We start from the raw sequence: 26,823 nt of genomic DNA on the forward strand, positions 1-26,823 counted from the left end.
CTATCAGCTCATTCTTATTGTTAGTGGATATAAGAGCTTAATGCTTAACGATTGATCAAACCAGCGCAATGACGGGTGTCAAAGGTTGACGAATTGCGAGGGTAAAACTCAGCCCCCCGTCATATTCATGAAGCGCAGGATCTGGACCTCGCCATTGGTGGAGAAATGATGGCGCTCCGGCTTCAGGTCCATGGAATCGATAATGGTTTGCCGGAGTTTATCGTTGGTTACCGGATAGCCGCGCAGAACCCGGCGCAGGTCGACAGAGTGTTCGTTGCCCAAGCAAAGCAGCAATCTGCCCTCGACGGTTACTCTTACCCGATTGCAGGTGGAGCAGAAGTTGTGAGAGTGGGGGGAAATAAAGCCTACCTTGATGCCGCTGTCTGACATCCGGTAGTAACGGGCCGGGCCACCGGAATCTTCCGGCGTGGGAACCAGATCATGGTACTGGCGGACAATGTCGCGCACTTCATCGCTGGTGCACAGAGTTTGCGCACGATCGTGCTCGGAAACGTCACCCAGAGGCATTTCTTCAATGAACGTAATGTCGACGTTTTTCTTACGGGCAAACTCGATCAGGTCGGGGACTTCGTGATCATTCCCGCCTTTCATCACCACGGTATTCAGTTTGATGCCCTGGAACCCGGCTTCTCTGGCGGCGTCTATGCCATCGAGTACCCGGGACAGTTTCCCGGTGCGGGTAATGCTCGCAAACTTTTCCGGATCCAGGGAATCCAGGCTGATATTGAGGCGCTTCAGGCCTGCTTTGCGCAGTGGCTCCGCCATTGAGGGTAACTGGCTGCCATTGGTGGTCATGGCAAAGTCACGCAGACCGTAGGTGCCTATCTCACGAACCAGCTCAAGGATGTCTCTGCGAACCAGCGGCTCCCCGCCGGTGAGGCGGATTTTTTCCGTGCCCAGGGAGACAAAGGTTCTGGCCACGCGGGCGATTTCCTCAAGCGTCAGAACCTGTTGCCGCGGCAGGAAGGTCATCTCCTCCGCCATGCAATAAACGCAACGGAAGTCGCAGCGGTCGGTAACGGACAGGCGCACGTAGTTGACGGTTCTGCCAAATCGGTCTGTCAGCTTGCTCTGAGACATCGATTTCCTTCCTGTAACTGCTGAATGCGCGTTTACGGATTGATTATAGCCCAAGTATCGCAGAATCAAACCGCGAATCCGATACCCCTCGCGGGGTAAGTCTGCCGGTTTTCAGTGGTTGGTATCAAAGTTTTCTGTGTCGCACGGCTGGTGTTTTTAAGTCGTCTCGGGAGACCTTTTCACTGATTAGCGGTAGAATGAAGGAACGATTGAGCAGTGCTGATGTGCTCACTATAGCTGCGCGATCCGATAAAACCGGTTTCAGAGTTCTTGCGTACATATCCACAGGATTCGCTGGGACGGTACTGGCCGTCTAGGGGTTTTTCTGGCTAGCATGGCAGGCTATTTGCTGACCAGCCCGACGTACTGACCGCTTTGACTGAACAACCGGAGTGTTGAATGCACATTACCCGCTACACCGATTATTCACTGCGTGTGCTGATCTACCTGGCGGTGCAGGGTGATCGCCTGACGACAATTCAGGAAATTGCCGACAGCTACGATATCTCCAAGAATCATCTGATGAAGGTGGTACACCAGCTCAACAAGAAAGGATATATCGAGACGGTCAGAGGTAAAAAAGGCGGTATGAGACTGCATATGGCGCCGGAAGACATCAACGTGGGTGTGCTGGTGCGCGAGACCGAGCATGATCTTAGTATCGTTGAATGTTATTCCTCTAAAAACGCCTGCAAAATCACCCCGGTTTGTGGTCTTAAGCCCATTTTCGGAGAAGCCTTGCAGGCATTCGTTTCAGTACTCGATAAGTACACTTTGAAAGACGTCGTGAAAGAACAGCACAAGCCGCATCTATTAAGACTGCTCCAGATCGCCTGAACCTTTTCGGAAATCTCTGGATAGCGGTGTGCGGGCAGATCGGGGAAAACATGATGCTCGACCTGGTAGTTCAAATGCCCATTCAGCACGTGCACCCATTTTTTACCGGTGAAATTTGAAGAACCAGTAAGTTGGTGCGGCGCACTGGGGCGAAAGGCGCTCCAGAGAACAGAGATGCCGCCTGTCAGACCTTCCCGCTTTTGCTGGCCGGCGTTTTCTTGGGTTTGGGCTTAGGCTTGGGTTTGGGTGGAAGGATCAGTTTTTCCAGATCATCCAGAGCTTCCCCAGTAAACACCGCCAGTTTCTGCATGCTCGGCAAGGTGTCCCGGCAGCCGGTAAACCCGAAATTCAGTGATCCCGCATAGCTCAGGCAGGTGATGTTAAGGGCGCCGCCGTGAGCAATCAACGAAAGCGGATACATGGCCTCCAGCCTGGCGCCTTCGTAATACAGCGTCTGCTGAGGGCCCGGAACATTGGAAATGGTCACGTTGAAAACAGGGCGCATTCGCCCACCAAGGCCCGACATAAGCTGCAGGATATAAGGCGACATCAGCAGCATGGTGTACTGATTAAGGGCACTTTTTGGAAGCTTCTGCAGGTGCTCTTTTGCCCGTCGGCTGGACGATTTTATGCTCTGCAGCCGTGTAAGAGGATCAGCCTCATTTGTGGCAAGCGAGGCGATCATGAAGCTTATCTGGGTGCCCGTGCCCTGATCATCCGCCGGGCGGATATTTACCGGGATGCCGGCGGTCAGCGGGGTATCCGGAAGATCATCCTGCTCCAGCAGGAAGCGTCGCAGCGCCGTACCGCACAGATAAAGTACGATATCATTCAGTGAAGAGCCGGATGCGTGGGCCAGCTCTTTAATGCGATCAAGCTGGTAATGCTGCGTGGCAAATCGACGCTGGCCGGTAACGCGATGATTGATCTTCGAAACCGGCCCTTTGAAGGGTGGGGTCAGGCCATCTTCGGGGTGGCGCGCCGAGTGCACGAGTCGGGTGCCCGCCCGCCATAGTGTAGGGGCCATATCGGCCTGCAGCTTGAGCGCTTCCAGGGCCTGAGAGAATGCGGCAGGAATGCTTGCTTCTGAATCGGCTTTGTTGCCCCGCCGGCGTTCTGGCCTCATCGACCAAGGCGGCAACATGTCCCGCTCTTTTGGATCGGTACTGAGAACCCGTTGCAACAGACGTACGCCACTGATGCCATCAATCATCGAGTGGTGCATCTTGGTATAGAGCGCAAAGCGGTTGTTCTCCAGCCCCTCAATAACGTGGCACTCCCAGAGTGGTCTGGCGAAATCCAGAGGGTTGGAATGCAGGCGGGAGACCAGAATGCCGAGTTCCCGCTCACCACCCGGTTTGGGTAGTGCAGAATGGCGCACGTGGTAATCCAGATCGATATCCTTGTCGACTTTCCAGGACGGTGCCAGCAGCCGGCCCAGAAAACCGGACCATGCCAGTTTGTAACACCAGGGTGGGGCGATGTCCCCGGTTTCCTTCATGCTGATGACCATGTCACGCAAGAAAGTATCGGGGGCGCCTTCCGGCAATGAAAAGATCTGCATGTTGCCCACATGCATCGGTGTATCTTCAGATTCTACGGCCAGCCACGAGGCATCCAGTGTTCCCAGGCGTTTCATTCCGTGTTCACCTCTGCCCTGTCCGGGCGTGAAAATGGGTCTTTTAATTGTTGGATGCAAGTATACGGGTTACTGTCTTTGCAGACGATCTCCGATGTAAAAAAAATAGAACAACTTCAGGTATCGATGGTTCCGCTGACTTGTTATTTTCAGACTCCCGAAAGCCGGCCGCCTGTGGTACTTTCAAAACAATGAATTAATAAAAACAAAGACATTCGGAGGCACTGTGGAATCCAGCCCGCTTATCTCGGCAGGACTGCCGATCGCACTGTTTATTATCATGATTGGCATTGGTATGACGCTGACCGTTCGTGATTTTCGTCAGGTGGCGGTCTATCCCAAAGGTCTCATTGTCGGTACCGTGGCCCAGATTTTTCTGATGCCTCTGGTAGCTTTTGCGCTGGCGTCTGCGCTGGCAGTGCCGCCGGCTATTGCGGTTGGTCTGGTGATCATTGCGGCATGCCCCGGAGGCACAACCTCCAACCTGTTTGTGCTGCTTGCGCGGGGTAACATTGCGCTGTCTATTGTGCTGACAGTTAGTGCCAGCCTGATCACCATCCTCACCTTGCCGTTGTTTGCCAATATCGCTCTTCAGTTCTACATGGGTACCGAAGAGAATATTGTGCTGCCGGTATGGAAAACCATCGGGATGCTGATTGGCATCGTGCTCTTTCCTGTGACGATCGGCATGCTGGTGCGAGCCCGCAAACCTGAGGTAGCGCGCAAAGCGGAGGGCATTGTCAGCGTGTTCGGCGGTGTTGTACTCGCCCTGTTAATAGCCGTGCTCGTTTACGGTGTTCGCGATCAGATCTGGGAGCTGCTGAAGCAGGCGGGGCCGGCAACCATTCTGTTGAACGCGGCGGGTATTTTTATTGGCTTACTTGCCGGTCGTGTCGCCGGGCTGACTCAGAGAGAGTCCCTTGCCGTGGCGGTAGAGCTGGGAGTCAAAAACGGTACCATTGCTCTGATGGTTACGCTAACGCTGCTGGAATCCAGCTCCATGTCCATACCTGCTGCTGTATACGGAGTTCTGATGTTCCCGATCGGGTTTATGCTTGCCATGTATGGTCGGCATATTATTCCCAATGCCAGCCCTGGCATTGGGAAGTAACAGGAGAACTGCACCATGCTCTTCCTCAATGGTATTACCCTGTTGCTTGTCTATCAGCTGGCAGGGGAAATAATTGTACGCCTGCTGGGGGTGCCGATTCCGGGGCCGGTGCTCGGCATGGTCATGCTGTTTGTCACCATGATGGTCCGTGGCAGGGCTCCGGAATCGGTTGAGCAGGCCTCCACCGCATTGCTTAGCCATCTTTCATTGCTTTTTGTTCCCGCCGGCGTTGGCATGATGGCGCACTTTGGCCGGATTGCGGAGGAATGGTTGCCGATCACACTCGCTCTGCTCCTTAGCACGGTGATTACTATGGTGGCCACAGCATTGATCATGCAGCAGACCAGCCGCTGGTTTGTAAAGCCGTCATCAGGGCAGGGGCATAGTGATGAATAATCCTGGCTTACAGGATATCTGGGTATATCTTTCGGCTACCCCTTTGTTGGGCCTTACGGGCACCTTGGTCGCCTACGGATTGGCGTACCGGTTTTATCTGAAAACCAACTCCAACCCGCTTGCCAATCCTGTGGTTACGTCGGTGGCGATGCTGATCGCTCTGCTGTTGGCATCCGGCATCTCCTACGATGACTATTTTGCCGGCGGCCAGTTTGTTCACTTCCTGCTCGGACCAGCTACTGTGGCTTTGGCCGTTCCGCTTTACCAGCAGTTTTCAAGATTGCGCCAACTGTGGCTGCCCGTTCTTATATCGCTGATCTGTGGCGTTGGAATCGCGGCAGGCAGCTCTGTTTTGCTGGCGCGGCTCTTGGGAGGCTCGCTGGAAATCCAGATGTCCCTTGCGCCCAAATCGGCTACCGCCCCTGTCGCTATGGGTATATCCGAGAAAATCGGAGGTTTGCCGTCGCTGACTGCGGTGCTGGTGGTGATTACGGGTATTACCGGGGCCGTATTAGGCACCAAACTGTTTGAATGGGTTGGCGTAAAAGACGACACCGCTAAAGGTATTGCCATGGGCGTTGCTGCCCATGGTATAGGCACCGCGCGGGCATTTCAGGTTAGCAGCCGGATGGGGGCGTTTTCCGGGTTGGCGATGGCCTTATCCGCGTTCGCGACAGCCCTGATGGTGCCATGGATAGTTGACTGGATTCAGGGGGTTATGGGGTAATCAGGGCAGTGGTAGTCTTCCACCACAAAGCCGTCTTCCACGCTTTCCAGGTGCACATCAAAACCCCAGAGCCTGTATGCATGGCGTAAAACCTCATCCGTATCTTTGCTCAGAGGCACGCGATCTACAAGGACGTGCCTCAGCATCAGCGACCGGTCGCCGCGCACATCTACGTTCCACACCTGAATGTTGGGTTCCCGGTAACTGAGATTGTACTGGCGGGCCAGCTTCTCCCGCAGTTCGCGGTAACCCGGCTCGTCGTGGATGGCGGTTACCTTGTAACTGTCTTCCAGATCATCATCCTCAATGGCAAACAGTTTCAGATCCCGCATGACTTTGGGTGACAGAAACTGCTGGATAAAACTCTCATCCTTGAAGTTGGCCATGGCAAAACGCAGAGTTTCCACCCAGTTAGTGCCGGCAATGTCCGGAAACCATTCGCGATCCTCGTCGGTAGGCGCCTCACAGATTCGCCGCAGATCAATGAAGATAGAAAACCCGAGGGTGTAAGGGTTGATGCCGGAATACCATGGGCTGTTGAACGGAGGCTGATACACCACTGAGGTGTGGCTTTGCAGGAACTCCAGCATAAAGCCATCAGTCACCAGGCCCTTCTCGTACATCCTGTTCAGCAAGGTGTAGTGCCAGAAAGTGGCCCAGCCTTCATTCATCACTTGCGTCTGGCGCTGCGGATAGAAGTACTGTGCCAGCTTGCGCACAATCCGGATGATCTCCCGTTGCCAGGTTTCCAGCAGGGGCGCGTTTTTCTCAATGAAGTAGAGAAGGTTTTCCTGGGGCTCTTCCGGGTAGCGTTTCTTACGCTTTACCGGATCTTCATCCTCCTCATTTTTCGGGATGGTACGCCACAGATCATTCACCCGACGCTGCAGGTATTCCTCCCGTTCCTCCTGGCGTTGCGCTTCCTTTAGTGCAGAAATCGGAGCGGGCCGCTTGTAGCGGTCAACGCCGTAGTTCATCAGCGCGTGGCAGGAATCCAGTATTTCTTCAACCGCGTCCACGCCATAACGCTCTTCGCATTCGGAAACATAGTTCCGGGCAAACACCAGATAGTCGATAATGGCGCTGGCATCTGTCCAGGTGCGGAACAGGTAATTGCCTTTGAAGAAGGAGTTGTGGCCATAGCAGGCGTGAGCTATCACCAGCGCCTGCATGGGCAGCGTGTTCTCTTCCATCAGATAGGCAATGCAGGGGTTGGAATTGATCACTATTTCATAGGCCAGGCCCATTTGCCCGCGCTCATAGCCTTTGGACGTGCTGAGGAACTGTTTTCCAAACGACCAGTGATTATAGCCGACCGGCATCCCAACGGAGCTGTAAGCGTCCATCATTTGCTCGGCGCTGATCACTTCAACCTGATTGGGGTAGGTATCCAGGCCGAATTCGGCCGCGCATTTCGCAATTTCCTCATCGTATTTGCGGATCAGCTCGAAAGTCCATTCCGAGCCGGTGGATATCGGTTCGCGGTTTGCCAGGCTATCAACGTCTGGTCCATTCGGACGGTCGAGGGCATCATTCATGCGACTTTCCTCTCAAAAAGCTGACGGAACACCGGGTAGATCTCGCCGGGGTCAGCAATCTGCTGCTGGGCAAAGCTCTCCGGGAAACGCGCCTGCACCCGTTCGTATTCGTACCAGAGCATCTGGTGGTCCTGGGGCGTAATCTCCACATAGGCGAAGTACTGCACCAGGGGCAGAATGCTGTCGGTCAGCAGCTTGCCGCACACGGGGGAGTCGTCGTTCCAGTTGTCGCCATCGGACGCCTGGGCGGCATAAATGTTCCACTCTGCCGGTGAATAGCGGGATTCGATGATCTTGTGCATCAGCTTCAGGGCGCTGGAAACAATGGTGCCACCTGTTTCCCGGGAATAGAAAAACTCTTCCTCATCTACTTCCTTGGCGCTGGTGTGATGGCGTATGAACACAACGTCGATTTTTTTGTAATTCTTTTTCAGGAACAGATACAGCAGGATGAAAAACCGCTTGGCGGTGTCCTTGTGCATCTGTGTCATGGAGCCAGAAACGTCCATCAGGCAGAACATGACGGCGCTGGTGGCCGGTTTTGGTTGCTTCAGGTGCTGGCGGTAGCGCAGGTCTATTTCATCAATGAAGGGAATCCGCCGCACATTGGCCTTCAGCCGAGCGATTTCGTCCTCCAGCACCTTGATCTGATCCTCATGGCTAAACGCCGCGTCCAGTTCTTCGGGCGCCGTTTTCAGGGCCGCAAGCTGGGCTTCCAGTTCACGGATTTTTTTCTTGCGCGCACCGCCAAGGCCCAGACGACGGGCGTGTGCTCCACGCAGTGATCGCACTACGTCTAGCTTGGCGGGTACGCCCTGGGTACTGAACCCGGAGCGCACGTAGTTGAAGGTCTCGGTATCTTTGAGCTTTTTCCGGACAAGATTCGGGAGTTCGAGATCATCAAACAGAAAGTTCAGAAACTCTTCCTGTGTGATCTGAAAAGCAAATTCATCCATGCCTTCGCCATCGGGGCTGGCCTGCCCTTGCCCCTGGCCCTGCCCATCGCCACCTTCCGGCTTGGGCAGCCGGTCTCCCGCCACAAACTCGCGGTTACCGGGGTGCACCATTTCGCGGTGGCCGCCCTGACCATGATGGAAGACTGGCTCGTCTGTGTCTTGCGAGGGAATACTGACACTCTCCCCCCGCTCTATGTCGGTTATCGAGCGCCGGTGCACCGCATCAGAAACCGCTTTCTTGATGTGATGCCGGTAGCGGCGCAAAAACCGCTCCCGGTTTACCGCGCTCTTGTTTCTGCCGTTCAGCCGTCGGTCGACTACGTGGGTCATACCCATAATTCACGCTCCACTAGTGCGACTTGCGAACCCGCAGGTACCACTCTGCCAGCAGGCGCACCTGCTTCTCCGTGTAGCCCCGATCGACCATGCGCTCGACGAACTGTTTGTGCTTGTTCTGATCTTCCTGGCTGGCTTTGGGGTTGAACGAGATAACCGGCAGCAGGTCTTCGGTATTCGAGAACATCTTCTTCTCGATCACGCTGCGCAGTTTCTCGTAGCTGAGCCAGGACGGGTTCTGCCCTTGGTTGTTGGCCCGGGCCCGCAGCACAAAATTGACCACCTCGTTACGGAAATCCTTTGGGTTGCTTATACCGGCCGGCTTTTCAATTTTTTCGAGTTCCTCGTTGATGGAGGAGCGGTCGAGAATTTCGCCGGTTTCCGGATCCCGGAATTCCTGATCCTGAATCCACAGGTCGGCATAGGTTACGTAGCGGTCGAACAGGTTCTGGCCGTATTCACTGTAGCTTTCCAGATAGGCAGTCTGGATCTCCTTACCGATAAACTGAACATAGTGTGGAGCCAAGAACTCTTTTATGAAGCGCAGGTAGCGATCCTGAATTTCAGGCGCGAACTGCTCCTGTTCTATCTGCTTTTCAATCACATAAAGCAGATGCACCGGGTTGGCGGCCACCTCGGTGGTGTCGAAGTTGAAAACCTTGGAGAGAATCTTGAACGCAAACCGCGTAGACAGGCCGTCCATGCCTTCATTGACGCCCGCTGCATCCCGATACTCCTGAATGGATTTGGCCTTGGGATCTGTGTCCTTGATGTTCTGGCCGTCGTAGACCCGCATCTTGGAGAAAATACTGGAGTTCTCCGGTTCCTTGATGCGTGAAAGCACCGAAAACTGGGCCAGCATATCCAGAGTGTCCGGCGCGCAGGGCGAACCGGCCAGAGAGCTGTTTTTCAGAAGCTTTTTGTAGATCTCGATTTCTTCCGTCACACGCACGCAGTAGGGCACTTTGACGATGTAAACCCGGTCAAGGAACGCCTCGTTGTGCTTGTTGTTGCGGAAAGTCTGCCATTCGGACTCGTTGGAGTGAGCAAGAATGACACCGTCAAATGGCACCGAGCCCATGCCTTCTGTGGTGTTGTAGTTGCCTTCCTGGGTCGCAGTAAGCAATGGGTGCAAGACCTTGATCGGCGCCTTGAACATCTCTACAAACTCCATGAGCCCCTGGTTGGCTTTACACAAGCCACCACTGAAACTGTAGGCGTCGGGATCGTCCTGGGAGTAATCCTCCAGCATGCGGATGTTCACCTTGCCAACCAGAGCAGAAATATCCTGGTTGTTGTCATCTCCGGGTTCGGTTTTGGACACACCAATCTGATCCAGAACGGAAGGGTACTTTTTCACAACCCGGAACTGGCTGATGTCGCCGCCATACTCATGTAAGCGCTTCACCGCCCAGGGCGATATGATGGATTTCAGGTAACGGGAGGGTATGCCGAACTCTTCTTCCAGAATGGCGGCATCTTCTGCCGGATCAAAGAGCCCGAGGGGCGATTCGTTAAGCGGAGAACCCTGAATTGCATAAAAGGGTACCTTCTGCATCAGGTACTTGAGCTTTTCTGCCAGTGACGATTTACCACCGCCAACGGGCCCCAGCAGGTAAAGAATCTGTTTCTTTTCTTCCAGACCCTGAGCTGCGTGCCGGTAGAACGACACGATATTCTCGACGGCTTCTTCCATGCCGTAGAATTCGGCGAATTCCGGATATCGTTTGATGATTTTGTTGGAAAAGATGCGTGACAGACGGGTATCACGGGAGGTATCGACAAATTCGGGTTCGCCGATGGCAATCAGTAATCGTTCTGCGGCCGTTGCATAGGCCGTGGGGTCCTTTTTACAGATCTCGAGGTATTCCTCAAGGCTGTACTCTTCTTCCTGGGTGCTTTCATACCGGTTTTTAAACTGCTGCAGTATGCTCATGGGTAGCCCCTCGCTCGTTGTTCTTCAGCTTTCAGTGCACGCAAAATCCCCGTTGCAGTTACGGTCGCCATGCTGGCGATTCGTTAGGTTGTAGGTGGAAGGAATGAACAGTCTCGGCTTGCCCCGATCTGTGTCGGGTTTTGGCCTGTTCAATGTTAGCGTAGCTCACGGTCACGAAGTTGGACAGGCAGCAAACGGTTAAGGTTCATTAAATTATGTTACCGCTACTGCCCCGGAACTATCGTTTAGTAAGCCGGAATACACTCTCCGTTGCACCGATCAGGCCTTTCCGTTTCGTGAACAGGTGGTCGTTGGGAAGGGTGTTGGTAAGAACGTGCTCAATGTCATAGTCGGCCGCATAGAGCTCCCGGACTTCGTCGTCGCTGACGTTGAACGGAGGTGCGGTGATTTTGGTGTTGTAGTCCAGAGTAATAAGCAGGATTCTGGTGCCTTCGGGAATGATTGCCGTAAGGTGCTCCACGTAGTCCTTGCGCATAGACGGGGGTAAGGCGATGAGGGCGGCGCGATCGTACACCAGGCGGGTGTACTTGAGATCATCTGGTGTCAGCTGGAAAAAATCACCGCACCATAGCTGAAGGTTATCATGGCGGAAGGTCGTGAAGGGCTTGCCTGGATGTACCTGAGCTTTTTCGCCGGCCTCTTCAAAGAAGTCCTTGCAGGCGATTTCGCTCAGCTCCACGCCGATAACAGAGTGCCCCCGGTCATGCAGCCACCACATGTCGTGGGCTTTGCCGCATAGTGGGACAAACACGCCTTCGGCACCATCGCCGGACAGTTCTGGCCAGTGGTCGTAAAGAAATTGATTGACGGAGCCTTCGTGGAAGCCGATTTCTTCTTTGCTCCAGCGTTCGTGCCAGAATTCGTGTTCCATGGTTGCCGCTCTCTTATTTGGACGTTTGGCTCAGTCTACCTTAATCTCGGGCAGTATTGATGAGGGAGAAAAGTATGAAAGCTGTATTTCTTGATGCGACTACACTCGGCAATGATGTCGACCTCGCTCCTATTGAACGGGTCACCGGGGGCATGGTGAAACATGACGCAACGGCACAGGCACAGGTAGCCGAGCGGATTCGCGGCTTTGATACCGTGCTGGTTAACAAGGTTGTGCTTACGCGGGAGCATTTCGAGAACTGCCCGGAGCTGAAAACCATTGCCGTGGTAGCCACTGGATTGAACAATATTGATCAGGATGCGGCGAGAGAGCACGGCATACAGGTGCTGAACGTAACGAACTACGGTCGCTCAACGGTGGCGCAACACACCATGGCGTTGATGTTGGCACTGGCAACGCGCCTGCTGGATTATGATCGTGATGTGCGTGCCGGGCGCTGGGCTGAGAGCGACATGTTCTGCCTGATGGACCACCCGATTATGGAACTGGAAGGTCGAACCCTGGGTATCGTCGGTTACGGAGACCTTGGGCAGGGCGTTGCAGAACGTGCCAGAGCATTTGGCATGAAGGTTCTGCTGGGCGCGCGGCCGGGGCAGGCGGCGGGGGAGACCGATGGTTACTCCAGAATCCCCCTGGATGAACTCTTGCCGCAGGTGGATGTTCTCTCACTTCACTGCCTGTTCACCGATGAAACCCGTAACATGATTGGTGCCAGGGAGTTACAGATGATGAAGCCGGATGCCCTGCTGATTAATACCAGCCGCGGTGGACTGGTGGACGAAGCGGCCCTTGCGAATGCACTGCGCACAGGTGTAATTGGTGGTGCCGGGTTTGATGTGCTGACCGAAGAGCCTCCGCGCAATGGCAATCCGCTGCTGGCCGTTGATATTCCTAACCTGATCATTACGCCGCACTCGGCCTGGGCCAGCCGCGAAGCCCGGCAGCGTATTGTGGAAATCACGGCGCGAAACCTTGCTTCAGTTTCATGACGTATCAATGGGCAAAGCTTTGAAAGAAACTCGATATGTGATTTTGGCAGTAATCGCGGCGGCGTTTATGTCAGGGTGCTCGTCATTCCAGCATCGTGATCAGTTGGCTTCGTTCAATTCAGCTTATGTCACCGGAGACTATGACTCTGCGCTGAAAGCTGTGAGTTTCAGCGTGCCTGCGAAAAAACCTGTCGACTCCCGGGAGCATCTGCTCGAATTGTTGCATCAGGGCGAAATGTATCTCCTGACCGGTCGCTATAATGAGTCGGTCAAGGCTTATGATCTGGCCGAAGAGGGAATGAAATACCTCGACTCGGAGGGGCTGCTTGCGCGCGCTTCGCAAGGATTTGTGGCAGTGATGGTTAATGACTCAGAACGCGACTATGAGGCGTTGATGTCTGAAGCTGTTCTGGTGAATACCTATAAAGGGCTGGCGTTCCTCGCTTCGGGGAATAGTGAATACGCGAGGGTCGAGTTTAACCGGGCCAATGACCGAACCCGGCGCGCCGTCGATTATTTTCGCAAACAAATCTCTGTACAGCAGGCTGCCCTGGAAAATGAGGCTCAGAGCGGGAACAGAAATGCCGCCATGGTCCGCAGCAGCCTTGGGAGCAGGAGTTTTCAGTCAGCGGTCGATAGTCACTACGGTGCACTTTCGAGCTGGTCTGTTTTTCCTGAATTTATTGTGCCGTTAAGCACCTATCTACATGGCATCTATTTTCTTGCGAATGCCACAGGTGGTGCTGACTTCGAGCGGGCTGCCTCCTCACTCGGGCGTGTGGCACAAATGAGCCCGGGGAGCGCTGTGCTGCAAGCCGATGCAGACCTGGCGACCAACCTTGCTTCCGGTGCGCAGAGCCTGGCGGGTCTGCCTCCGCAGGTCTGGATTGTGTATGAAAACGGATTGGGCCCGGTTCTCAAAGAGGCACGCCTGGACGTGCCGTTGTTGCTTATCCACGGAAACCAGCGGGCGCCTGCTTATTTCGGCATCGCATTACCGGAATACGCTGAGCGCTCTGCTGTGCCCGGTAGCATTGGTGTGGTAAGTGCTACTGGCCAGGTGATACGAACTGAGCGAATCTCGGATATGGGTAAGGTTGTCCGCACTGAAATGAAGGAGCGTTTTTCGGGCGTGCTCGCCAGGGCTGTTACGTCTGCGATAAGCAAGGCGGTTCTGCAGAATGAGGCGGCTGACCAGTTTGGTCCTTTGGGGCAAATTCTCGCTGCCTTATTGACCGTTGCAACAACCCAGGCTGATTTGCGCAGTTGGCAGGCGCTGCCCGACCACTGGCAGGCCGCGCGCATCGACCGCCCTGAGAACGGAAGCCTGACACTACTGGATCACCGGGGTGAGGTGTTAGGCAACCTGGATATTCCACAACAACCGTTCACCCTGGTGTATGTTAAGCGCCCGACGCTACAGGCACCCGCGACGGTCATAACCATGGATTTGCAGGGTGGGGCCGTGGCGACTTTTGCACGCTTGCCCGAGTAGCATGAGCCCTCACGGTTTTCACAGACCAAGTAGTCAACACACCAGAAACGCAGGATGTACATTATGAAATCAATATTGTTGGCCAGCATGTTGGTCTTTGGTTTGGCGGGCTGCGCCTCGCAGCCACAGACCAGCTCATTGATCGATAGGCAGGAGCTGAAAGTAGACCCCGAAGTCATCTATACAATGGATGTGACAGAACTCTTTGAAAAGCGACTGGCACAATCCGGTGGCGACAGCCTTCTGCAAATACAGTTTGCGGTGGAAGCGAGATCTGACACTGAGCTTGCATGGAAAGTTACCTGGTTTGATGACAGCGGAATGGTTGTTAAAAGTGTCGGTGAGGGCTACAACAAAGCCTCCCTGCTGACCGGCCAGACGCGTTATTTTAACGCGACCGCTCCCCATACCCGTGTGACCAGTTACCAGCTACACCTCCGTGAACCCAAATAAAGGAAAATCCAATGTTGATACGTGCCCTTGCCATCTCTGTCAGCCTTACAGTTCTTGCCGGCTGTGCTGCACCCACCCGCTACATTGATCCGGCCGCAGACGATGGCCCTGTCGCGATGACCATGGACTACCGGGATTTTGAAAAAGCGGCTACGGATGCCGTAGACGACATGCTCGCGAGCGGTGCCGTGAATAACCCGAAGGGTGGCCGTTACATCATGGTGGTAAGCCGTATTACCAATGACACCATGCAGCGAATTGATACCGATCAGCTCACGAAGAAAATCCGTGTTGCCCTGCTGCGCTCAGGAAAGGTTGTGACCACCACGGCGGTAGGCCTCAACGGTGCGGAAGATGAAATGACCATGAAGGCCCGTGAGCTACGCGATTCTGAAGAGTTCAATCAGTCTGGCGTGCAAAGCAAAGGTACGCTGCAGGCGCCTGACCTGAGCCTTTCAGGCAAGATCCTGCAGCGTAACCACAAGGTAGGCAAAGAGCAGCAGGTGGAATATTACATCCAGCTGTCACTGACCGAGCTGGCATCCGGCCTGGCCATCTGGGAAGGTGAAACACCTATCATAAAGCGCGGCTCTGACAAGTCCGTTTCCTGGTGATCAAAGCAGGGTCTATTACCCTGGTAACCACACTGGATCCAGATTCCTGAGTGCTGTCAGAATGTCCAGCCCAAGCTGGCGGCGGCGCCAATCTGGTACATTTCGAGGCTGATCGTCTGATTGGGCGCTAGTGGGTTGGGGCCGGACACTTCTTTCGTTGGTGAGAAGAAGGCCATTCCTGACAGCTCCAGGTTGTCGCTGAAATTGTGGGTGAAGCCCCCAGTGAAGTGCCATTCCTGAACACCCGGGGCGAGGATGTTGAACAAAACGTCCTCATCAGAGATCGGGTTTTCTCCGTAGCTGACGCCAGCCCGCCAGGCGTGGCCAGGAGTCTGCTGCCACTGCCATCCCAGCTTTACGATGGTCATGTCATCCCAGCCGAATCCAGCTCCTTCATCTGTACCCAAAGATCCAGGTGTAATGGGCATGACAGGATTGCCGACACTGTTAATTTCGCTGTATCGAATATGCTGGATATCCAGAAGAAACCAGTGATTCTGAATGCCTGACCAGGCGATACCAGCATTGAACATTTGCGGAATGTCGAAGTCGCCTTGCTCGGCGAACAGCCCCCTGTACTTGTCAAACTCTCCCATCTTTACGATGTTGCGCCAGCTAACACCACCACGCAGAGTATCGGTGATTCCGCCCTGCCAGCCGATCTGGTAGCCGTAGCCCCAGGCGTCGTCGGTGCCGTTGTTGGAGAGTGCGTTGGCATCCGACGAAAATGGCGCAAAGCTTTGCAGGCCCTCTGCCGCAAAGCGCTGGTAGGCAATTATCGGCGAAATACCGATAGCTTGGTTGTCTGCGAACTCCCAGGATACCGTTGGTGCTATAAACAGTTGCTCAAGATTCACGCCAGTGCGGCCGCCATAGAATGTCCCGCCGCTCTCACCGGAGTAGTCGGTGTTCATGCCCCCGTTGGCAAACACGGAAACACCGAAGGTTGTCGTGTCTGAGAGCTCGCGGTTGAAACCGAAATAGGGAATGACAAAGCCGTTCTTGCTGCTTTCATAGGTGCCCGGCTGCAGAGAAAACGCGGGCGGGGGCGACATAGGGCCTTCAACCGAATATTCCCTCCTCGGAGAAAACACCTCGACGCCGCCATCAATGCGATCGCCCACAAAAGCCATACCCGCCGGATTGGTGGCTGCAGCAATGCTGTCCTGAGACAAAGCTGAACCCGCACCTGCCATACCCATACTGATAGTGCCGTAACCGTGGCTGGAGTAGCCATTTGTGGCCAGGGCGGCGGCTGGAGAAAGTGTTGTGAGAGCGAAAACCCCCAAAGCAGTTTTGATGCGCATATGGAAACCCATTCAGTTAAGCGTCATATCGTTAATGGCCCCTTTTTACAGAAGTTTTGTTATAAGAGGAAGTAACAAATATCGATATGGTTATATTGAACGGGCGCCTCGCAAAAAGCTGTTAATCAGTCATACTTGATGGAAATCGGATATCTGACTGATAATCTGCATAAAACTGGAACGACAGGATCTAAAGTGGCTTCCTTCCAATTCAAAGACCGACTCCAGGCAGCAGAAAGCTGGATTCTTGCAAACCCGAACCCGCCGCAGCGATGGCCCTGGACCTGGCTCTATAATGGAGGGCGCTCCGCTTACGCGCTGATGCGCGATGTTATCAGCGGGCAATTAACCCTTCATGCCATGAGCCTGGTGTACACCACGCTTCTGAGTATTGTGCCTCTGCTGGCTCTGAGTTTCTCAGTGCTGAAGGCATTGGGCGTGCACCAGCGCATGGAGCCTTTCCTGTTCCAGTTCTTCCAGCCCATGGGGCCCGAGGGCGTTGATATAGCCGAGCGCATACTCGGTTTTGTGGACAACATGAAGGTGGGGGTTCTTGGCTCTGTAGGCTTGGCTTTGCTGGTCTATACCGTGGTTTCTCTGGTGCAGAAGATCGAGCGCTCATTCAACATGATCTGGCGGGTGCCGGAGATGCGCTCTATGGCCCAGAGGTTCAGCAACTATCTGAGCGTGATCATGGTTGGGCCGCTGTTAATGGTCTCGGCCATTGGTGTCAGCGCGACGATCTTTTCGTCGTCCTTTGTTCAGGCCCTGATCGCAATCGAGCCGTTCGGCTCCCTGATCCTCGTGGTCAGCCAGTTTACCCCCTTCTTTCTTGTAGTCGGTGCGTTCACCTTCGTTTATGTGTTCATGCCCAATACCCGGGTAAAGCTGCGGTATGCGTTTATTGGCGGCCTGGTTGCCGGGGTTTCCTGGCAGGCTGGCGGAATGCTGTTTGCGTCCTTTGTGGCGGGCTCAACCAAGTACGCGGCGATATACTCCAGTTTTGCGATCGGCATTATCATGCTGATCTGGATTTACCTGAACTGGATGATTCTTCTTCTGGGGGCAAGCCTGGCGTTTTACCTGCAAAACCCCGGGTCGATTGCCAAGCGCAGCCACGTGGAGCTTTCCCCGGAACTGCAGGAGAAGATCGCGCTGGCTATGATGTGGCTGGTGGCGCGCCCGTTCAGTGAAGGTAGCAAAGCACCTCAGCAGGAAGCGTTGGAGCATTCGTTACGTGTGCCGGGTGAAGTGACACGGGGTGTCAGCGACAAGCTGATTCGAGCGGGGCTGATTACGCTGGCCGGAAAGCAGGGCGATCAGCTGGCTCCGGGGCGTGCGCTGGATCTGATTACAGTCGGTGATGTGCTTCAGGCTGTTCGTCACGATGAAGATCGTGTGGTTGACCGGTTGCCGCCCGTGTTTCCTGTCGAGTTGCTCAAGGGCGAACGCAAGAATGAATCCACGACGTTTGCGACTCTGCTGAAAAACGCCGGGAGCCCGGAGGTTAGCCCCCAGTCCCCTCATTGAGCACCGCCTTCAGGGCTGCGCGCACGCGGCCGGTCTGTTCCGGAGTAAGGCGTACAATTTTATCAAGATCTTCCTCAGGCAGGTTTCGCTGGTGGGCATGGCGCAGCACTTCGCGGCTGCCTATCACCATACCGTCGCTCAGAGTAGTCTGTTCCTGATCCGGGGCAGGCCTTTCTGCCGCCAAGAGATAAGCGTGGTACTTGGGTGGCAGGTTCCATTCGCTTGCAATCAGCTGGCAAGCTACCCACTGGTAGCGTGTGAGTGCATGACGAATCAGCGCAGCGTCGGGTTCCCCAGGGCCACGCTGCGCCCGATATATGCGCTGAAGCTCCCGGCGAATCGTAATGTAGGAAAGCGCGGGCAGTAATCCGGCAGTAAAAAGTGCACTTGTGTCTTCGTTGCGGAGCTTCGCTATAAACTCCGCAGCACGTGCGCAGGTCAGGCCCCAACTCCAGGCTCTCTGGGCAAACAGCGCTTCCCGGCTGTTACGGGCTGCCATCATCGGGCGCATAACCGCTGCAGCAATCACATTCCGGATGCCGTCCATGCCGAGAACGAATACGGCCTGGTCGACGGACTCAATGGTATGGTCTCCGGTCCGAAAATAAGGACTGTTGGCAACCTGCAGGATCTGATCCGTTAAAGCGGGATCGCCAAGAATAATCTCAGTCAATTTGTGACGGTCAGCCCCATCATCCGAGAGAGCTTTCATCAGCATGGGCAGCGTCATAGGCCGCCTAGGCAACTCTTCCATTTTGTTGTTTGTCAGGCGGGAGTGGAGTTCCTGAAGTGCAGAGTCGGACGGGGTCAGATCTGTGTGCAGGTTGGAAGGCCCTGTGTCCAGAAGCCAGCAGAAAAGGTTTTCTTCAAGCTGCAGCGTAAGGCTTTGCGCGTCCTCCGTTGCTTCGCCAGGTTCCGTGGTTTTCGCAGGATTGAACAACCGTGCCTCAGAAGCCTGAGGCGGTGATGGTTCTGCTGTAGTAAAAAAGCCTGCAATCCAGGAAAAGAAGCCTGGCATCCGTTGCCTCCCGGTCAACTAGTCGTGAAAAAGTATGTACCCACGTAGCCTGCAGTATAGAGGTCAGCCATAGGCTTGCACAGGCTAAACCCGTTGCGGTTAGTAAACGGTTTACATCAAGGCACCACCGAATACAAAGACGAGCTGACAGATACCTGCCGCAAAGCCGAGGGCTGCACCTACCAGAATCAGCTTAATCTCGTCTTCCTGGAAACAGGGGCGGAGCAGATCCTGGAACTCTTCCGATGAGAGGGCGATCATCCGCTCCACCATAATAGACTCAACGGCGCGTGCACGGTCGGTTTCAAACATCGGATTGTTAAAGGAAGTTTTTGATATCTCGATGGCTTTTTCGCCCACCTGATTCTTGAGTGTGGCAAAGCCGGTTGGACCGAATGCCATCTGGGTCAGGGCCTTGCCCATGCCAGCGGTCTCATCCACCAGCGGCTTGATGTGCTTTTTCACCATATTGCGGGCGCGGTCACCTTTAGGGCCCTCCAATATGGCATTGATAATATTGCCGACGGTGAGGATTTCGTGAGTCACTATGTGGCAGAAGGATTCGGCCACCTCGGGCTGGCGCTTGAGGAACAGGCCATGAATGCGGAACGGGCCGATTTTTTTGGCGTGCAGGGGCCGGAAAATAACGTTCAGGGCGATCCAGTTGGTTGCCCAGCCTACCAATAGCCCAAAAACAGGCAGTACCCACCAGCTCTGATAAAAGTACCAGGCAGCCATTTGAATCAGGCCGAACAAAAAGCCGAAGTAGAAGCCGGAGTTCACGATAAAGCGGAACTCGACTTCGCCGCATTCCAGAAAGATACGGTTCAGCAGTTGTTTATCAGCGGCGAGGCGGTCGATCACCATGCCTTTGATATCAAGAAGATCTTCGACGTTGTCGGATATATCGTCCACCAGGTTGTCGACGAGTTGCGGTGTGGATTTTCGCACCCGGTCGTAGACCATTTTTCGCGCCGAGGCGGGGAGGTTTTCCCAGAAGGTGGGGTGCTCTCTGAGCATCAGTTCGTCGACGTACTCTTCGATACGAGGGTCAACGGAGTGGACAATGTGGGTGGCGAGTACTCTGGGGTCAATCTGCTGAAAGATTTCCCGCACGGTGCCGATTTTGGAGATCGTGGCATCTACACTGATGGCGGCCATTTTTCGGGCTTTTGAGGGAATAATGCCCTGCCAGCCCAACAGCGGTGGTTTGCCAACGAACTCCAGTGGGAAGAAGGTCATTTTGATGGCGAGCCAATTGGTGGCCCAGCCAATGAGTGCAGCAATAACGGGGATACTGAGGTATTGCCAGAATTCCGGGTTGGTGAACAGGCCTGTCATTTGAGGCTCCCACTATCGCCCCACAACCATTGGCAAAGTGCCATGGCCGCGACCGGAGCGGTTTCCGTTCTGAGAACTCTGGGGCCCAGGGCAACGGGCATAAATCCTTCCTTCTCCGCCAGGGCAATTTCCTCTGCCGTCAGGCCGCCCTCGGGGCCGATCATCAAGGCTACGTTGTCGGGTTTTTCCATGGACCCCAATGACTGTTCGGTGCGGTGATGCAGTACCAGGCGCAGGTCGCAGTCGCGGGTGTGCTCAAGCCACTGCTCCACGGTCATAATCGGCAGGACCTCGGGCACCCGGGCGCGACCGCATTGTTCTGCGGCGCTCACGGCAACGGACTGCCAGTGGCGCAGGCGTTTGTCTTCGCGGTCGCCTTTGAGCTTTACCTCGCAGCGCTCGGTGGTGAGTGGCACTATGCAGGTGACACCCATTTCAACGGCTTTCTGGACGGCGTAATCCATGCGATCACCCTTGGACAAGGTCTGGCCAAGGGTGATCTGTAACGGCGATTCGGTGTGGTTGGCTTCGGGTGCTCTCACGAGCACTTCTACCCGCTTCTTTCCGGCTTCGGTAATCGTAGCCGAGTAATCCTGCCCGTCGCCGTTGAACAGCTTCAGCTCCTGTCCTGGCTGCATGCGCAATACGCGGCCGACATGCTGGGCGGCGTTTTCATCCAGTTCAGCTTGAGATCCTTCGCTCAGTGGCGAATTGGTATAAATTCTGGGGATGCGCATCTGTGTTTACCTTGATCAGTCCCGAACGGCGATGTCGATGCCTTCGGTCGCGACCTGGGCCAGATGGCGAATCTGATCTTCGGTGATGACGTAAGGCGGCATGAAGTAAACCACATTACCCAGGGGTCGAAGCAAGGCCTGGCGAGTGAGAGAGTGCTGATAAACACGCAAACCACGGCGTTCCTGCCAGGGGAAGGGCGTTTTTGAGGCTTTATCTTTAACCATCTCTACCGCCAGGGTCATACCATGCTGGCGGATATCTCCCACGTTCGGGTGGTCGGCGAGGTGAGCAACAGACTCCGCCATGCAGGTGGAGAGCCGGCGGTTGTTCTCGATCACATTGTCATCCCGGAAGATATCCAGAGTCGCCAGTGCGACGGCACAGCCGATGGGGTTTCCGGTGTAGCTATGGCTGTGCAGAAACGCCCGCATAGTCTGGTAATCGTCGTAGAAAGCGTTGTAGACGGTATCGGTGGTCAGCACTACAGAGAGTGGCAGGTAGCCGGCGGTCAGGCCTTTGGAAAGACACATGAAATCCGGGGTGATCCCGGACTGCTCGCAGGCGAACATCGTGCCGGTGCGGCCAAAACCTACAGCAATTTCGTCTGCGATTAAATGCACGCCATAGCGATCACAGGCTTCACGCAGCTTGGTGTGGTAGATCGGGTGGTGCATGCGCATGCCGCCGGCGCACTGGATCAGCGGTTCCACCACCACGGCACATATTTCTTGATGCTTTTCTGCCAGCAAAGCTTCCATCGCTTCGAACTGCCGCAGGGCATAGTCTTCGTCGGTTTCGCCGGGTTCTTTGTTGTAGGCGTCCGGTGAGGGGGCGGTGAGTACTTCCATCAGCAGTGGCTGGTAGGTGTCTTTGTAAAGCGCAACGTCGCCCAGAGCCAGAGCACCCAGCGTTTCACCGTGATAACTGTTGCTCAAATTCACAAAGTTTTTCTTGCTGGGTTTGCCCAGGTTTTTCCAGAAGTGATAGCTCATCTTGAGCGCGGCTTCGATGGCGGAAGAACCGTTATCAGCGTAGAAGCACTTGTTCAGCCCCGGAGGCGTTACTTCGATCAAACGCTCCGACAGATTGATTACCGGTTCGTGGGTGAAACCCGCCAGCATGGCGTGCTCCAGTGAACCGATCTGTTCCTGGATCGCTGCGTTGATTCTCGGGTTAGTATGGCCGAACAGGTTGACCCACCAGGAGCTGACGGCGTCGATGTAGTGGTTTTGCTCGAAATCCTCCAGCCAGACGCCTTTGCCACTTTTTATCGGAATGAGCGGCAGTGTTTCGTGATCTTTCATCTGGGTACAGGGGTGCCACACAGATTTAAGATCACGGGCGACGAGGTCGGCATTGCGCATATGGGCTCTCCGATAAGGCGGTGGTTTTGAGGTGATAAATTGGCGCTGTTAACCTTGAGTGATAATACAGTTAACAGCGGGCACTGACTACTGTGCCACCGGGCACTGGCAGCTAACTGCTCTTCCGCATCACCTTGTGAGTTCAAGTGATTTGGTCACACAGAGCGTGCGGTATAAGATAGGCGCTTCATCGCCGGAGCGAGTATTGCTCGTTCACAGGTAATGATTCATCAAGGACGAAATTTGACGCAAAGGATGCGACATGAGCAAAGCTATTGTGCTTCTCGGAGACCTGGGCTCCGATCACGAAGGTTTCCCGCCTACGCCGGTGATTGCCGGCTCTCCCGATGTGCTGATTGATGGCAAGCCCGTAGCCCGGGTTGGCGATCCCCTGGCGCCTCACTCCAAACCCAAACACCCTCCACACCCGCGCGCAATTGCAGCCGGTTCTGGCACCGTATTGATCAATGGCATACCCGCTGCTGTCACAGGCGGCGCGATTTCCTGTGGGGGCGTGACGATTGGTTCTGGTTCGGTGGTTATTGGGGATACGCATTCGCCGGCGGCGTTTTCGGGAATGTCGCCCATGGCATCACCCGCCAGGAGTGCTTCTGCAGTCGTTCAGGCTTCGTCTATGCAGGAGCAAACATCTGCTGCCGAAACGGCGGAAGCTCTCAGCCAGCCGGCGGCGCTGCAGCAATCTCCAGTCTCTGTTGCGAGCTTGAGTTCCGTCGAGGAAGCTTCAGGCGAGCCTGCCGAGAAGCAGGATCAGACGTTGAGCGAGCCGGGCTTTCATGTCGTTCGTCAGCCCATGAGCAAAAACGAATTACTCACGTTGCTCTATGGCGATGCGTCTGCAAAACCAGATAATTTTGAGCGCTTCAACCCGGGCTTGGGAAGCCGAGCCGTGCCCAGTGAAATGATTGTAATCGCCGATCCGAACAGCTTGGAATGCACCAGCAAAGAAAGTGACCTGATGCAGGTTGCCGGGCAGGTCAATCAGGAAGTCCGCCAGCTCAGCGAGCAGGAAGCCCAATTCATTGTCGATCACTACGACTTGCTGGAAATGATGACCTCCAATGCCGCAACAGGTCTTGGCGTGGGTGCGACAATGATTGGCCAGCAGATTAAAAGTATTACCTCCACATTGAAGGAACTGGAGGTCCTGCATCAAGATACCTTCCGAAAGCATGGAACACTCAGCCATCCGGATTTTTTTGAGCGGCGGCAACGACTGTTCACTAAGTTGGATTTTGCGCTTGGTAAAGTGGCTAGAAAAGGGATGTCACTGGATGATAATGCGAAACTCAAGCGGGCGTTGGGGTTGTCGTCCAAGAGTATTGTGCATGAATGGAAGGCCAAGGGCATAGGCGGTATCCCTGGCTACGGCACGCATTATTCGAGGTTGGCGAGTGCTGCCAGGTATGCTCAGGGTGTTGGATACGTGGCTTTAGGGCTCGACTATTGGGCTATGGATCAGCGGCTTGAGCAGGTTTGTACATTTGGAAGCAAAGAGCAATGTGAAGTCGCGACATATCAAGAATATGGGCGTTTTTCAGGGGGCGCATTCGGGGGCGCATTAGGCTCCACTGCAGCAGTGGGCTGCGGCTTGCTTGGAGTAGCTTCTGCGGGGGTAGGAGGCGTCGCTTGCGTGATTATTGTGGGTGGAATTGGCTCGGCAGTTGGGGGGCAGTTAGGCGGAACGGTCGGGAGAAATGCCGGTAATTTGATGAGGAAGGTTGTCACTGATGGAGAATAGTGCAGTTACATTTTGGGAATATGCATTGATGATATCTCTGCCAATCGGACTGCTCTCCGTGATTTTTATCGTGACGATTGCTTTCCCCAGGATTGCCGATGTGGAACTGCGAATCGGAACAGCAGGAAAGCTGATCGATTCTGTGAGGATGACCTTCGGCGGCGGACCTATTGGGCGATGGATGCGGTCGCTTCATGTGTTTGCTTTTTTTGCGTATAGGAGAATCCCGAAATATGGTGCAAAGCTCTCTGCACGCTACGGTGATGAACTCGAACCACTACCATTGAGCCTCAAGTTGTGGGCGACTGTGCCGCACATTGTATTTTTGCTCTCCGGCATTGTGTTTTTTTCGGTTGGTCTCTCTATGGATTTTGAATGACGAAACCTGAGTTTTGCTATGCCTGAAAAGCGGTGACGAATTCTGTACAAGCGGTTTGGTTATTCAACAAAGTCTGGTCGTCGATTTAGCCATTTCTGACTCAAAAGCTCGCATCAAGCCGCAATGCCAAGCCTGCCAGCCGTTTGTCAAAGGTCCATAGCCGGGCATCGGGTGTGATCAATGTGGATGCCAGCAGTGCGATATCTATCAAGCCACAGCCGAGGCCATAGAGTTGTTCCCGCTCAATCAACTCTCTGACTTCGTTCAGGTTTGCCTGCGTTGCGGGCTGAAGCAAGCCGATATCGCCCAAGGTTTGTTTACGTGGCTCTGGTGGTGTGCCGCAGGCAAGCTCGGCGACCACCATGGGGTGGGTGAGTGCTCTGTCAGAAAGCAATAGGTTGGTGAGCACTGTGTTGTGATTGCGGAAGTGATTTACCCAAACCGACGTATCAACCAGTACATTCATTATGCTGAGGCGTCCTCATGGCGGCGGGGAATTGTCTCCATGTCGGGGGCAGAGCCGCCCAAGGCGGCCAAGCGTTTGGCTGCACGGACTCTTACAAACGTTTTGATTGCTTCCCGAAAGAGTTCCGCTTTATCCATGCCTGGGTCAGCCATGTCCAGCGCCTGTTGGTAAAGCTCTTCGTCGATTGTCACGGTGGTGCGCATGGCTTCTCCTGATTTCTATTTTGATGACGTTATGCATCGTTTATAGCATCAAAAGACAGTGTGATCAATAAATCGCCAAGTGCTGCGTCTTCGACTTTGCGCTTTACCTGGCAGGTATAGGGCATCAAAAACCAAGCCCCTGTGAGCTATAAAAGTTCACAGGGGCTTGGTTCAGGCAAAGGTATGTAAAACTCGCTAAGCAGTCAGTGCGCCAGCACCCGCGAAAGAAACGCCTGAGTGCGTTCGTTCTGGGGGTTGTCGAACACGTCGTCCGGCTTGCCTTCCTCCACAATCTGGCCTTCGTGGATGTAGATCACACGGTCGGCCACTTCGCGGGCGAAGCCCATTTCGTGGGTGACCACCATCATGGTCATGCCTTCTTTTGCCAGTTCGCGCATCACGTCCAGCACTTCGCCGATCATTTCCGGGTCCAGCGCCGAGGTGGGCTCATCGAACAGCATCAGGCGCGGTTCCATGGCCAGGGCGCGTGCGATTGCAACGCGTTGTTGCTGGCCGCCGGAGAGGTGGCTGGGGTATTTGTCGGCCTGGCTGCTGATGCCAACCCGTTCCAGCAGGCGCTCCGCTGTGGCATTCGCGACGGTTTGCGGCGCATTTTTGACTTTCTGGGGCGCCAGCATGATGTTCTTTTTCACCGTCAGGTGAGGGAACAGGTTGAACTGCTGGAACACCATGCCGACTTCTTTACGGATTGCCGAGAGGGCTTGCTGGTTGCCGCCGTTCGGGGCAAGTGCCTGGCCTTCTACTTCCAGGTGGCCAGACTCGAAGTCGTCAAGGCCGTTCACGCAGCGGATCAGGGTGGACTTACCGGAACCACTGGCGCCAATAATCACTACCACTTCGCCTTGTTCTACACATAAATCGATATCTTTAAGGACATGTACCTTGCCGAAGTACTTGTTCATGCCCTTCATTTTTACAATCTGAGTCATGGGTCAGGTTCCTTCAGACAGAGGCCAGTCCGCGCCGTTCAATCAAGCGGAGAATCAGGGACAGCGAGAGAGTGATGGCCAGATACATAATCGCGACCACGAAATACACCTCAAAGGCGGTGAAGGTGCTGGCAATGTAGATCTGGCCCTGGCGCACGAGTTCGCCCACGCCAATAACCGAGAACAGGGAAGTGTCCTTGATACTGACGATAGCCTGGTTGCCAAGCGGCGGAATCATGCGTCGGAAGGCCTGCGGCCAGGTGATTGACCAGAATGTCTGAGTGCGGGAGAGGCCGAGAGACACGCCGGCTTCGGTCTGGCCCTTGGCGATGGACTGAACGCCACCACGTACCACTTCAGAAATGTAAGCGCCCGAGTTCAGCGCGATCGCGGCAATGCCCGCGGTAAGAGGATCGATAGGGCCACCGATCAGATCGGGCAGGCCGTAAAAGATAAAAAGAACCTGAACGAGAATCGGGGTACCGCGAAAGATTTCGATGTAGGCCGTCGCGGGCCATTTAAGAAACCATTTTTTGTTGATGCTCAGCAGGCCAAAAAAGATGCCCAGGGCAAAGCCGATAATCAGGCCGCCAAATGAAATCATCAGAGTGTAGGGGATCCCCTTGATCAGAAAGGGAATAGAGTCGATGGCTGCCTGCCAGTCAAATTGGAACTGGGATTCCACAGTGCGCGTCTCCGCAGGGGTTGGAGTCAGAAGTCGCCGGGG

The 26,823-nt window shown here is 54.7% G+C and carries 26 protein-coding genes and 1 pseudogene; 11 read left to right on the forward strand and 16 right to left on the reverse strand.

The annotated features are described in order from the left end of the window. Positions 1–108: 108 nt before the first annotated feature. Positions 109–1,101, reverse strand: coding sequence for a GTP 3',8-cyclase MoaA (gene moaA, locus BUA49_RS06010; RefSeq protein ID WP_072796296.1), 993 nt, complete (start codon positions 1,099–1,101; stop codon positions 109–111). A gap of 399 nt (positions 1,102–1,500) precedes the next feature. Here moaA and BUA49_RS06015 point away from each other — a divergent pair, with 399 nt between their 5' ends. Further along, a complete protein-coding gene (locus BUA49_RS06015; protein ID WP_072796297.1) occupies positions 1,501–1,938 on the forward strand; it encodes an RrF2 family transcriptional regulator in 438 nt (145 codons plus the stop codon). Here the strand turns inward: BUA49_RS06015 and BUA49_RS18180 are convergent. Both BUA49_RS18180 and BUA49_RS06025 read right to left on the reverse strand, forming a co-directional pair. Further along, positions 1,929–2,072, reverse strand: a pseudogene (locus tag BUA49_RS18180) (fatty acid desaturase); the annotation flags it as partial. The gene BUA49_RS06015 and the pseudogene BUA49_RS18180 sit on opposite strands and share 10 nt — an antisense overlap. Before the next feature lie 50 nt (positions 2,073–2,122). Further along, a complete protein-coding gene (locus tag BUA49_RS06025; protein ID WP_072796298.1) occupies positions 2,123–3,577 on the reverse strand; it encodes a WS/DGAT/MGAT family O-acyltransferase in 1,455 nt (484 codons plus the stop codon). A 226-nt stretch (positions 3,578–3,803) separates the two neighbouring features. Here BUA49_RS06025 and BUA49_RS06030 point away from each other — a divergent pair, with 226 nt between their 5' ends. From BUA49_RS06030 to BUA49_RS06040, 3 genes are read left to right on the forward strand one after another with little or no spacing between them, the layout of a single operon-like run. Then, entirely contained in the window at positions 3,804–4,688 is an 885-nt protein-coding gene (locus BUA49_RS06030; RefSeq protein WP_072796299.1) for a bile acid:sodium symporter family protein, read from the forward strand. Between the two features lie 15 nt (positions 4,689–4,703). Next, a complete protein-coding gene (locus BUA49_RS06035) occupies positions 4,704–5,084 on the forward strand; it encodes a CidA/LrgA family protein (protein WP_072796300.1) in 381 nt (126 codons plus the stop codon). Next, complete coding sequence (locus tag BUA49_RS06040) at positions 5,077–5,811, forward strand: LrgB family protein (protein ID WP_072796301.1); 735 nt, start codon at positions 5,077–5,079, stop codon at positions 5,809–5,811. Before BUA49_RS06035 ends, BUA49_RS06040 begins: the two co-directional genes overlap by 8 nt. Here BUA49_RS06040 and BUA49_RS06045 read toward each other — a convergent pair. From BUA49_RS06045 to tmpT, 4 genes are all read right to left on the reverse strand, one after another. Next, positions 5,793–7,349 (reverse strand): SpoVR family protein, encoded by a 1,557-nt coding sequence (locus BUA49_RS06045; protein ID WP_072796302.1) that lies wholly within the window; start codon positions 7,347–7,349, stop codon positions 5,793–5,795. The two genes, BUA49_RS06040 and BUA49_RS06045, sit on opposite strands and share 19 nt — an antisense overlap. Continuing rightward, positions 7,346–8,641, reverse strand: coding sequence for a YeaH/YhbH family protein (locus tag BUA49_RS06050; protein ID WP_072796303.1), 1,296 nt, complete (start codon positions 8,639–8,641; stop codon positions 7,346–7,348). The genes BUA49_RS06045 and BUA49_RS06050 overlap by 4 nt, the downstream gene beginning before the upstream one ends. Before the next feature lie 13 nt (positions 8,642–8,654). After that, positions 8,655–10,577: a PrkA family serine protein kinase gene (locus tag BUA49_RS06055; protein ID WP_072796304.1), complete on the reverse strand. Its 1,923-nt coding sequence runs from the start codon at positions 10,575–10,577 to the stop codon at positions 8,655–8,657. Between the two features lie 238 nt (positions 10,578–10,815). Then, the gene (gene tmpT, locus BUA49_RS06060) at positions 10,816–11,469 is read right to left on the reverse strand and encodes a thiopurine S-methyltransferase (protein WP_072796305.1); all 654 of its coding nucleotides are present in this window, start codon (positions 11,467–11,469) and stop codon (positions 10,816–10,818) included. 74 nt (positions 11,470–11,543) lie between these two features. Between tmpT and BUA49_RS06065 the strand changes: the two genes are divergently transcribed. The 4 genes from BUA49_RS06065 to lpoB all read left to right on the forward strand — a co-directional run bounded on the left by BUA49_RS06065 (position 11,544) and on the right by lpoB (position 15,041). Further along, positions 11,544–12,479 (forward strand): D-2-hydroxyacid dehydrogenase, encoded by a 936-nt coding sequence (locus BUA49_RS06065; RefSeq protein WP_072796306.1) that lies wholly within the window; start codon positions 11,544–11,546, stop codon positions 12,477–12,479. Positions 12,480–12,486: 7 nt separating this feature from the next. Further along, positions 12,487–13,974 (forward strand): COG3014 family protein, encoded by a 1,488-nt coding sequence (locus tag BUA49_RS06070; protein ID WP_072796307.1) that lies wholly within the window; start codon positions 12,487–12,489, stop codon positions 13,972–13,974. 63 nt (positions 13,975–14,037) lie between these two features. Continuing rightward, a complete protein-coding gene (locus BUA49_RS06075) occupies positions 14,038–14,427 on the forward strand; it encodes a YcfL family protein (RefSeq protein WP_139248740.1) in 390 nt (129 codons plus the stop codon). An 11-nt stretch (positions 14,428–14,438) separates the two neighbouring features. Further along, positions 14,439–15,041 (forward strand): penicillin-binding protein activator LpoB, encoded by a 603-nt coding sequence (lpoB, locus tag BUA49_RS06080; protein ID WP_072796309.1) that lies wholly within the window; start codon positions 14,439–14,441, stop codon positions 15,039–15,041. Between the two features lie 56 nt (positions 15,042–15,097). Here the strand turns inward: lpoB and BUA49_RS06085 are convergent, their stop codons facing one another. Further along, positions 15,098–16,348 (reverse strand): OmpP1/FadL family transporter, encoded by a 1,251-nt coding sequence (locus BUA49_RS06085; protein WP_072797705.1) that lies wholly within the window; start codon positions 16,346–16,348, stop codon positions 15,098–15,100. A 195-nt stretch (positions 16,349–16,543) separates the two neighbouring features. Between BUA49_RS06085 and BUA49_RS06090 the strand changes: the two genes are divergently transcribed. Further along, entirely contained in the window at positions 16,544–17,878 is a 1,335-nt protein-coding gene (locus BUA49_RS06090) for a YihY/virulence factor BrkB family protein (protein ID WP_072796310.1), read from the forward strand. Here the strand turns inward: BUA49_RS06090 and BUA49_RS06095 are convergent. From BUA49_RS06095 to BUA49_RS06110, 4 genes are all read right to left on the reverse strand, one after another. Continuing rightward, positions 17,856–18,896: an HDOD domain-containing protein gene (locus tag BUA49_RS06095; protein WP_072796311.1), complete on the reverse strand. Its 1,041-nt coding sequence runs from the start codon at positions 18,894–18,896 to the stop codon at positions 17,856–17,858. The genes BUA49_RS06090 and BUA49_RS06095 overlap by 23 nt on opposite strands. Positions 18,897–19,007: 111 nt before the next feature. Then, positions 19,008–20,237: a hypothetical protein gene (locus BUA49_RS06100; protein ID WP_072796312.1), complete on the reverse strand. Its 1,230-nt coding sequence runs from the start codon at positions 20,235–20,237 to the stop codon at positions 19,008–19,010. After that, positions 20,234–20,974 carry a 16S rRNA (uracil(1498)-N(3))-methyltransferase gene (locus tag BUA49_RS06105; RefSeq protein WP_072796313.1) on the reverse strand — a complete coding sequence of 247 codons (741 nt, stop codon included), beginning with the start codon at positions 20,972–20,974 and terminating at the stop codon, positions 20,234–20,236. The genes BUA49_RS06100 and BUA49_RS06105 overlap by 4 nt, the downstream gene beginning before the upstream one ends. A 15-nt stretch (positions 20,975–20,989) precedes the next feature. Next, entirely contained in the window at positions 20,990–22,339 is a 1,350-nt protein-coding gene (locus BUA49_RS06110; RefSeq protein WP_072796314.1) for an adenosylmethionine--8-amino-7-oxononanoate transaminase, read from the reverse strand. 262 nt (positions 22,340–22,601) lie between these two features. Between BUA49_RS06110 and BUA49_RS06115 the strand changes: the two genes are divergently transcribed. Next, positions 22,602–24,098, forward strand: coding sequence for a type VI secretion system PAAR protein (locus BUA49_RS06115; RefSeq protein ID WP_072796315.1), 1,497 nt, complete (start codon positions 22,602–22,604; stop codon positions 24,096–24,098). Then, positions 24,088–24,477 carry a hypothetical protein gene (locus tag BUA49_RS06120; protein WP_072796316.1) on the forward strand — a complete coding sequence of 130 codons (390 nt, stop codon included), beginning with the start codon at positions 24,088–24,090 and terminating at the stop codon, positions 24,475–24,477. The genes BUA49_RS06115 and BUA49_RS06120 overlap by 11 nt, the downstream gene beginning before the upstream one ends. A 100-nt stretch (positions 24,478–24,577) precedes the next feature. Here BUA49_RS06120 and BUA49_RS06125 read toward each other — a convergent pair whose 3' ends face one another. From BUA49_RS06125 to BUA49_RS06140, 4 genes are all read right to left on the reverse strand, one after another. Further along, positions 24,578–24,943, reverse strand: coding sequence for a type II toxin-antitoxin system VapC family toxin (locus BUA49_RS06125; RefSeq protein WP_072796317.1), 366 nt, complete (start codon positions 24,941–24,943; stop codon positions 24,578–24,580). After that, complete coding sequence (locus BUA49_RS06130; RefSeq protein ID WP_072796318.1) at positions 24,943–25,146, reverse strand: type II toxin-antitoxin system VapB family antitoxin; 204 nt, start codon at positions 25,144–25,146, stop codon at positions 24,943–24,945. The genes BUA49_RS06125 and BUA49_RS06130 overlap by 1 nt, the downstream gene beginning before the upstream one ends. A gap of 203 nt (positions 25,147–25,349) precedes the next feature. Further along, on the reverse strand, positions 25,350–26,096 hold the full coding sequence (locus tag BUA49_RS06135) for an amino acid ABC transporter ATP-binding protein (RefSeq protein WP_072796319.1): 747 nt from the start codon (positions 26,094–26,096) through the stop codon (positions 25,350–25,352). Positions 26,097–26,109: 13 nt separating this feature from the next. After that, complete coding sequence (locus BUA49_RS06140) at positions 26,110–26,781, reverse strand: amino acid ABC transporter permease (RefSeq protein WP_072796320.1); 672 nt, start codon at positions 26,779–26,781, stop codon at positions 26,110–26,112. Positions 26,782–26,823 lie beyond the last annotated feature (42 nt).

It is taken from the genome of Marinobacter antarcticus, from assembly GCF_900142385.1.
Lineage (GTDB): Bacteria > Pseudomonadota > Gammaproteobacteria > Pseudomonadales > Oleiphilaceae > Marinobacter > Marinobacter antarcticus.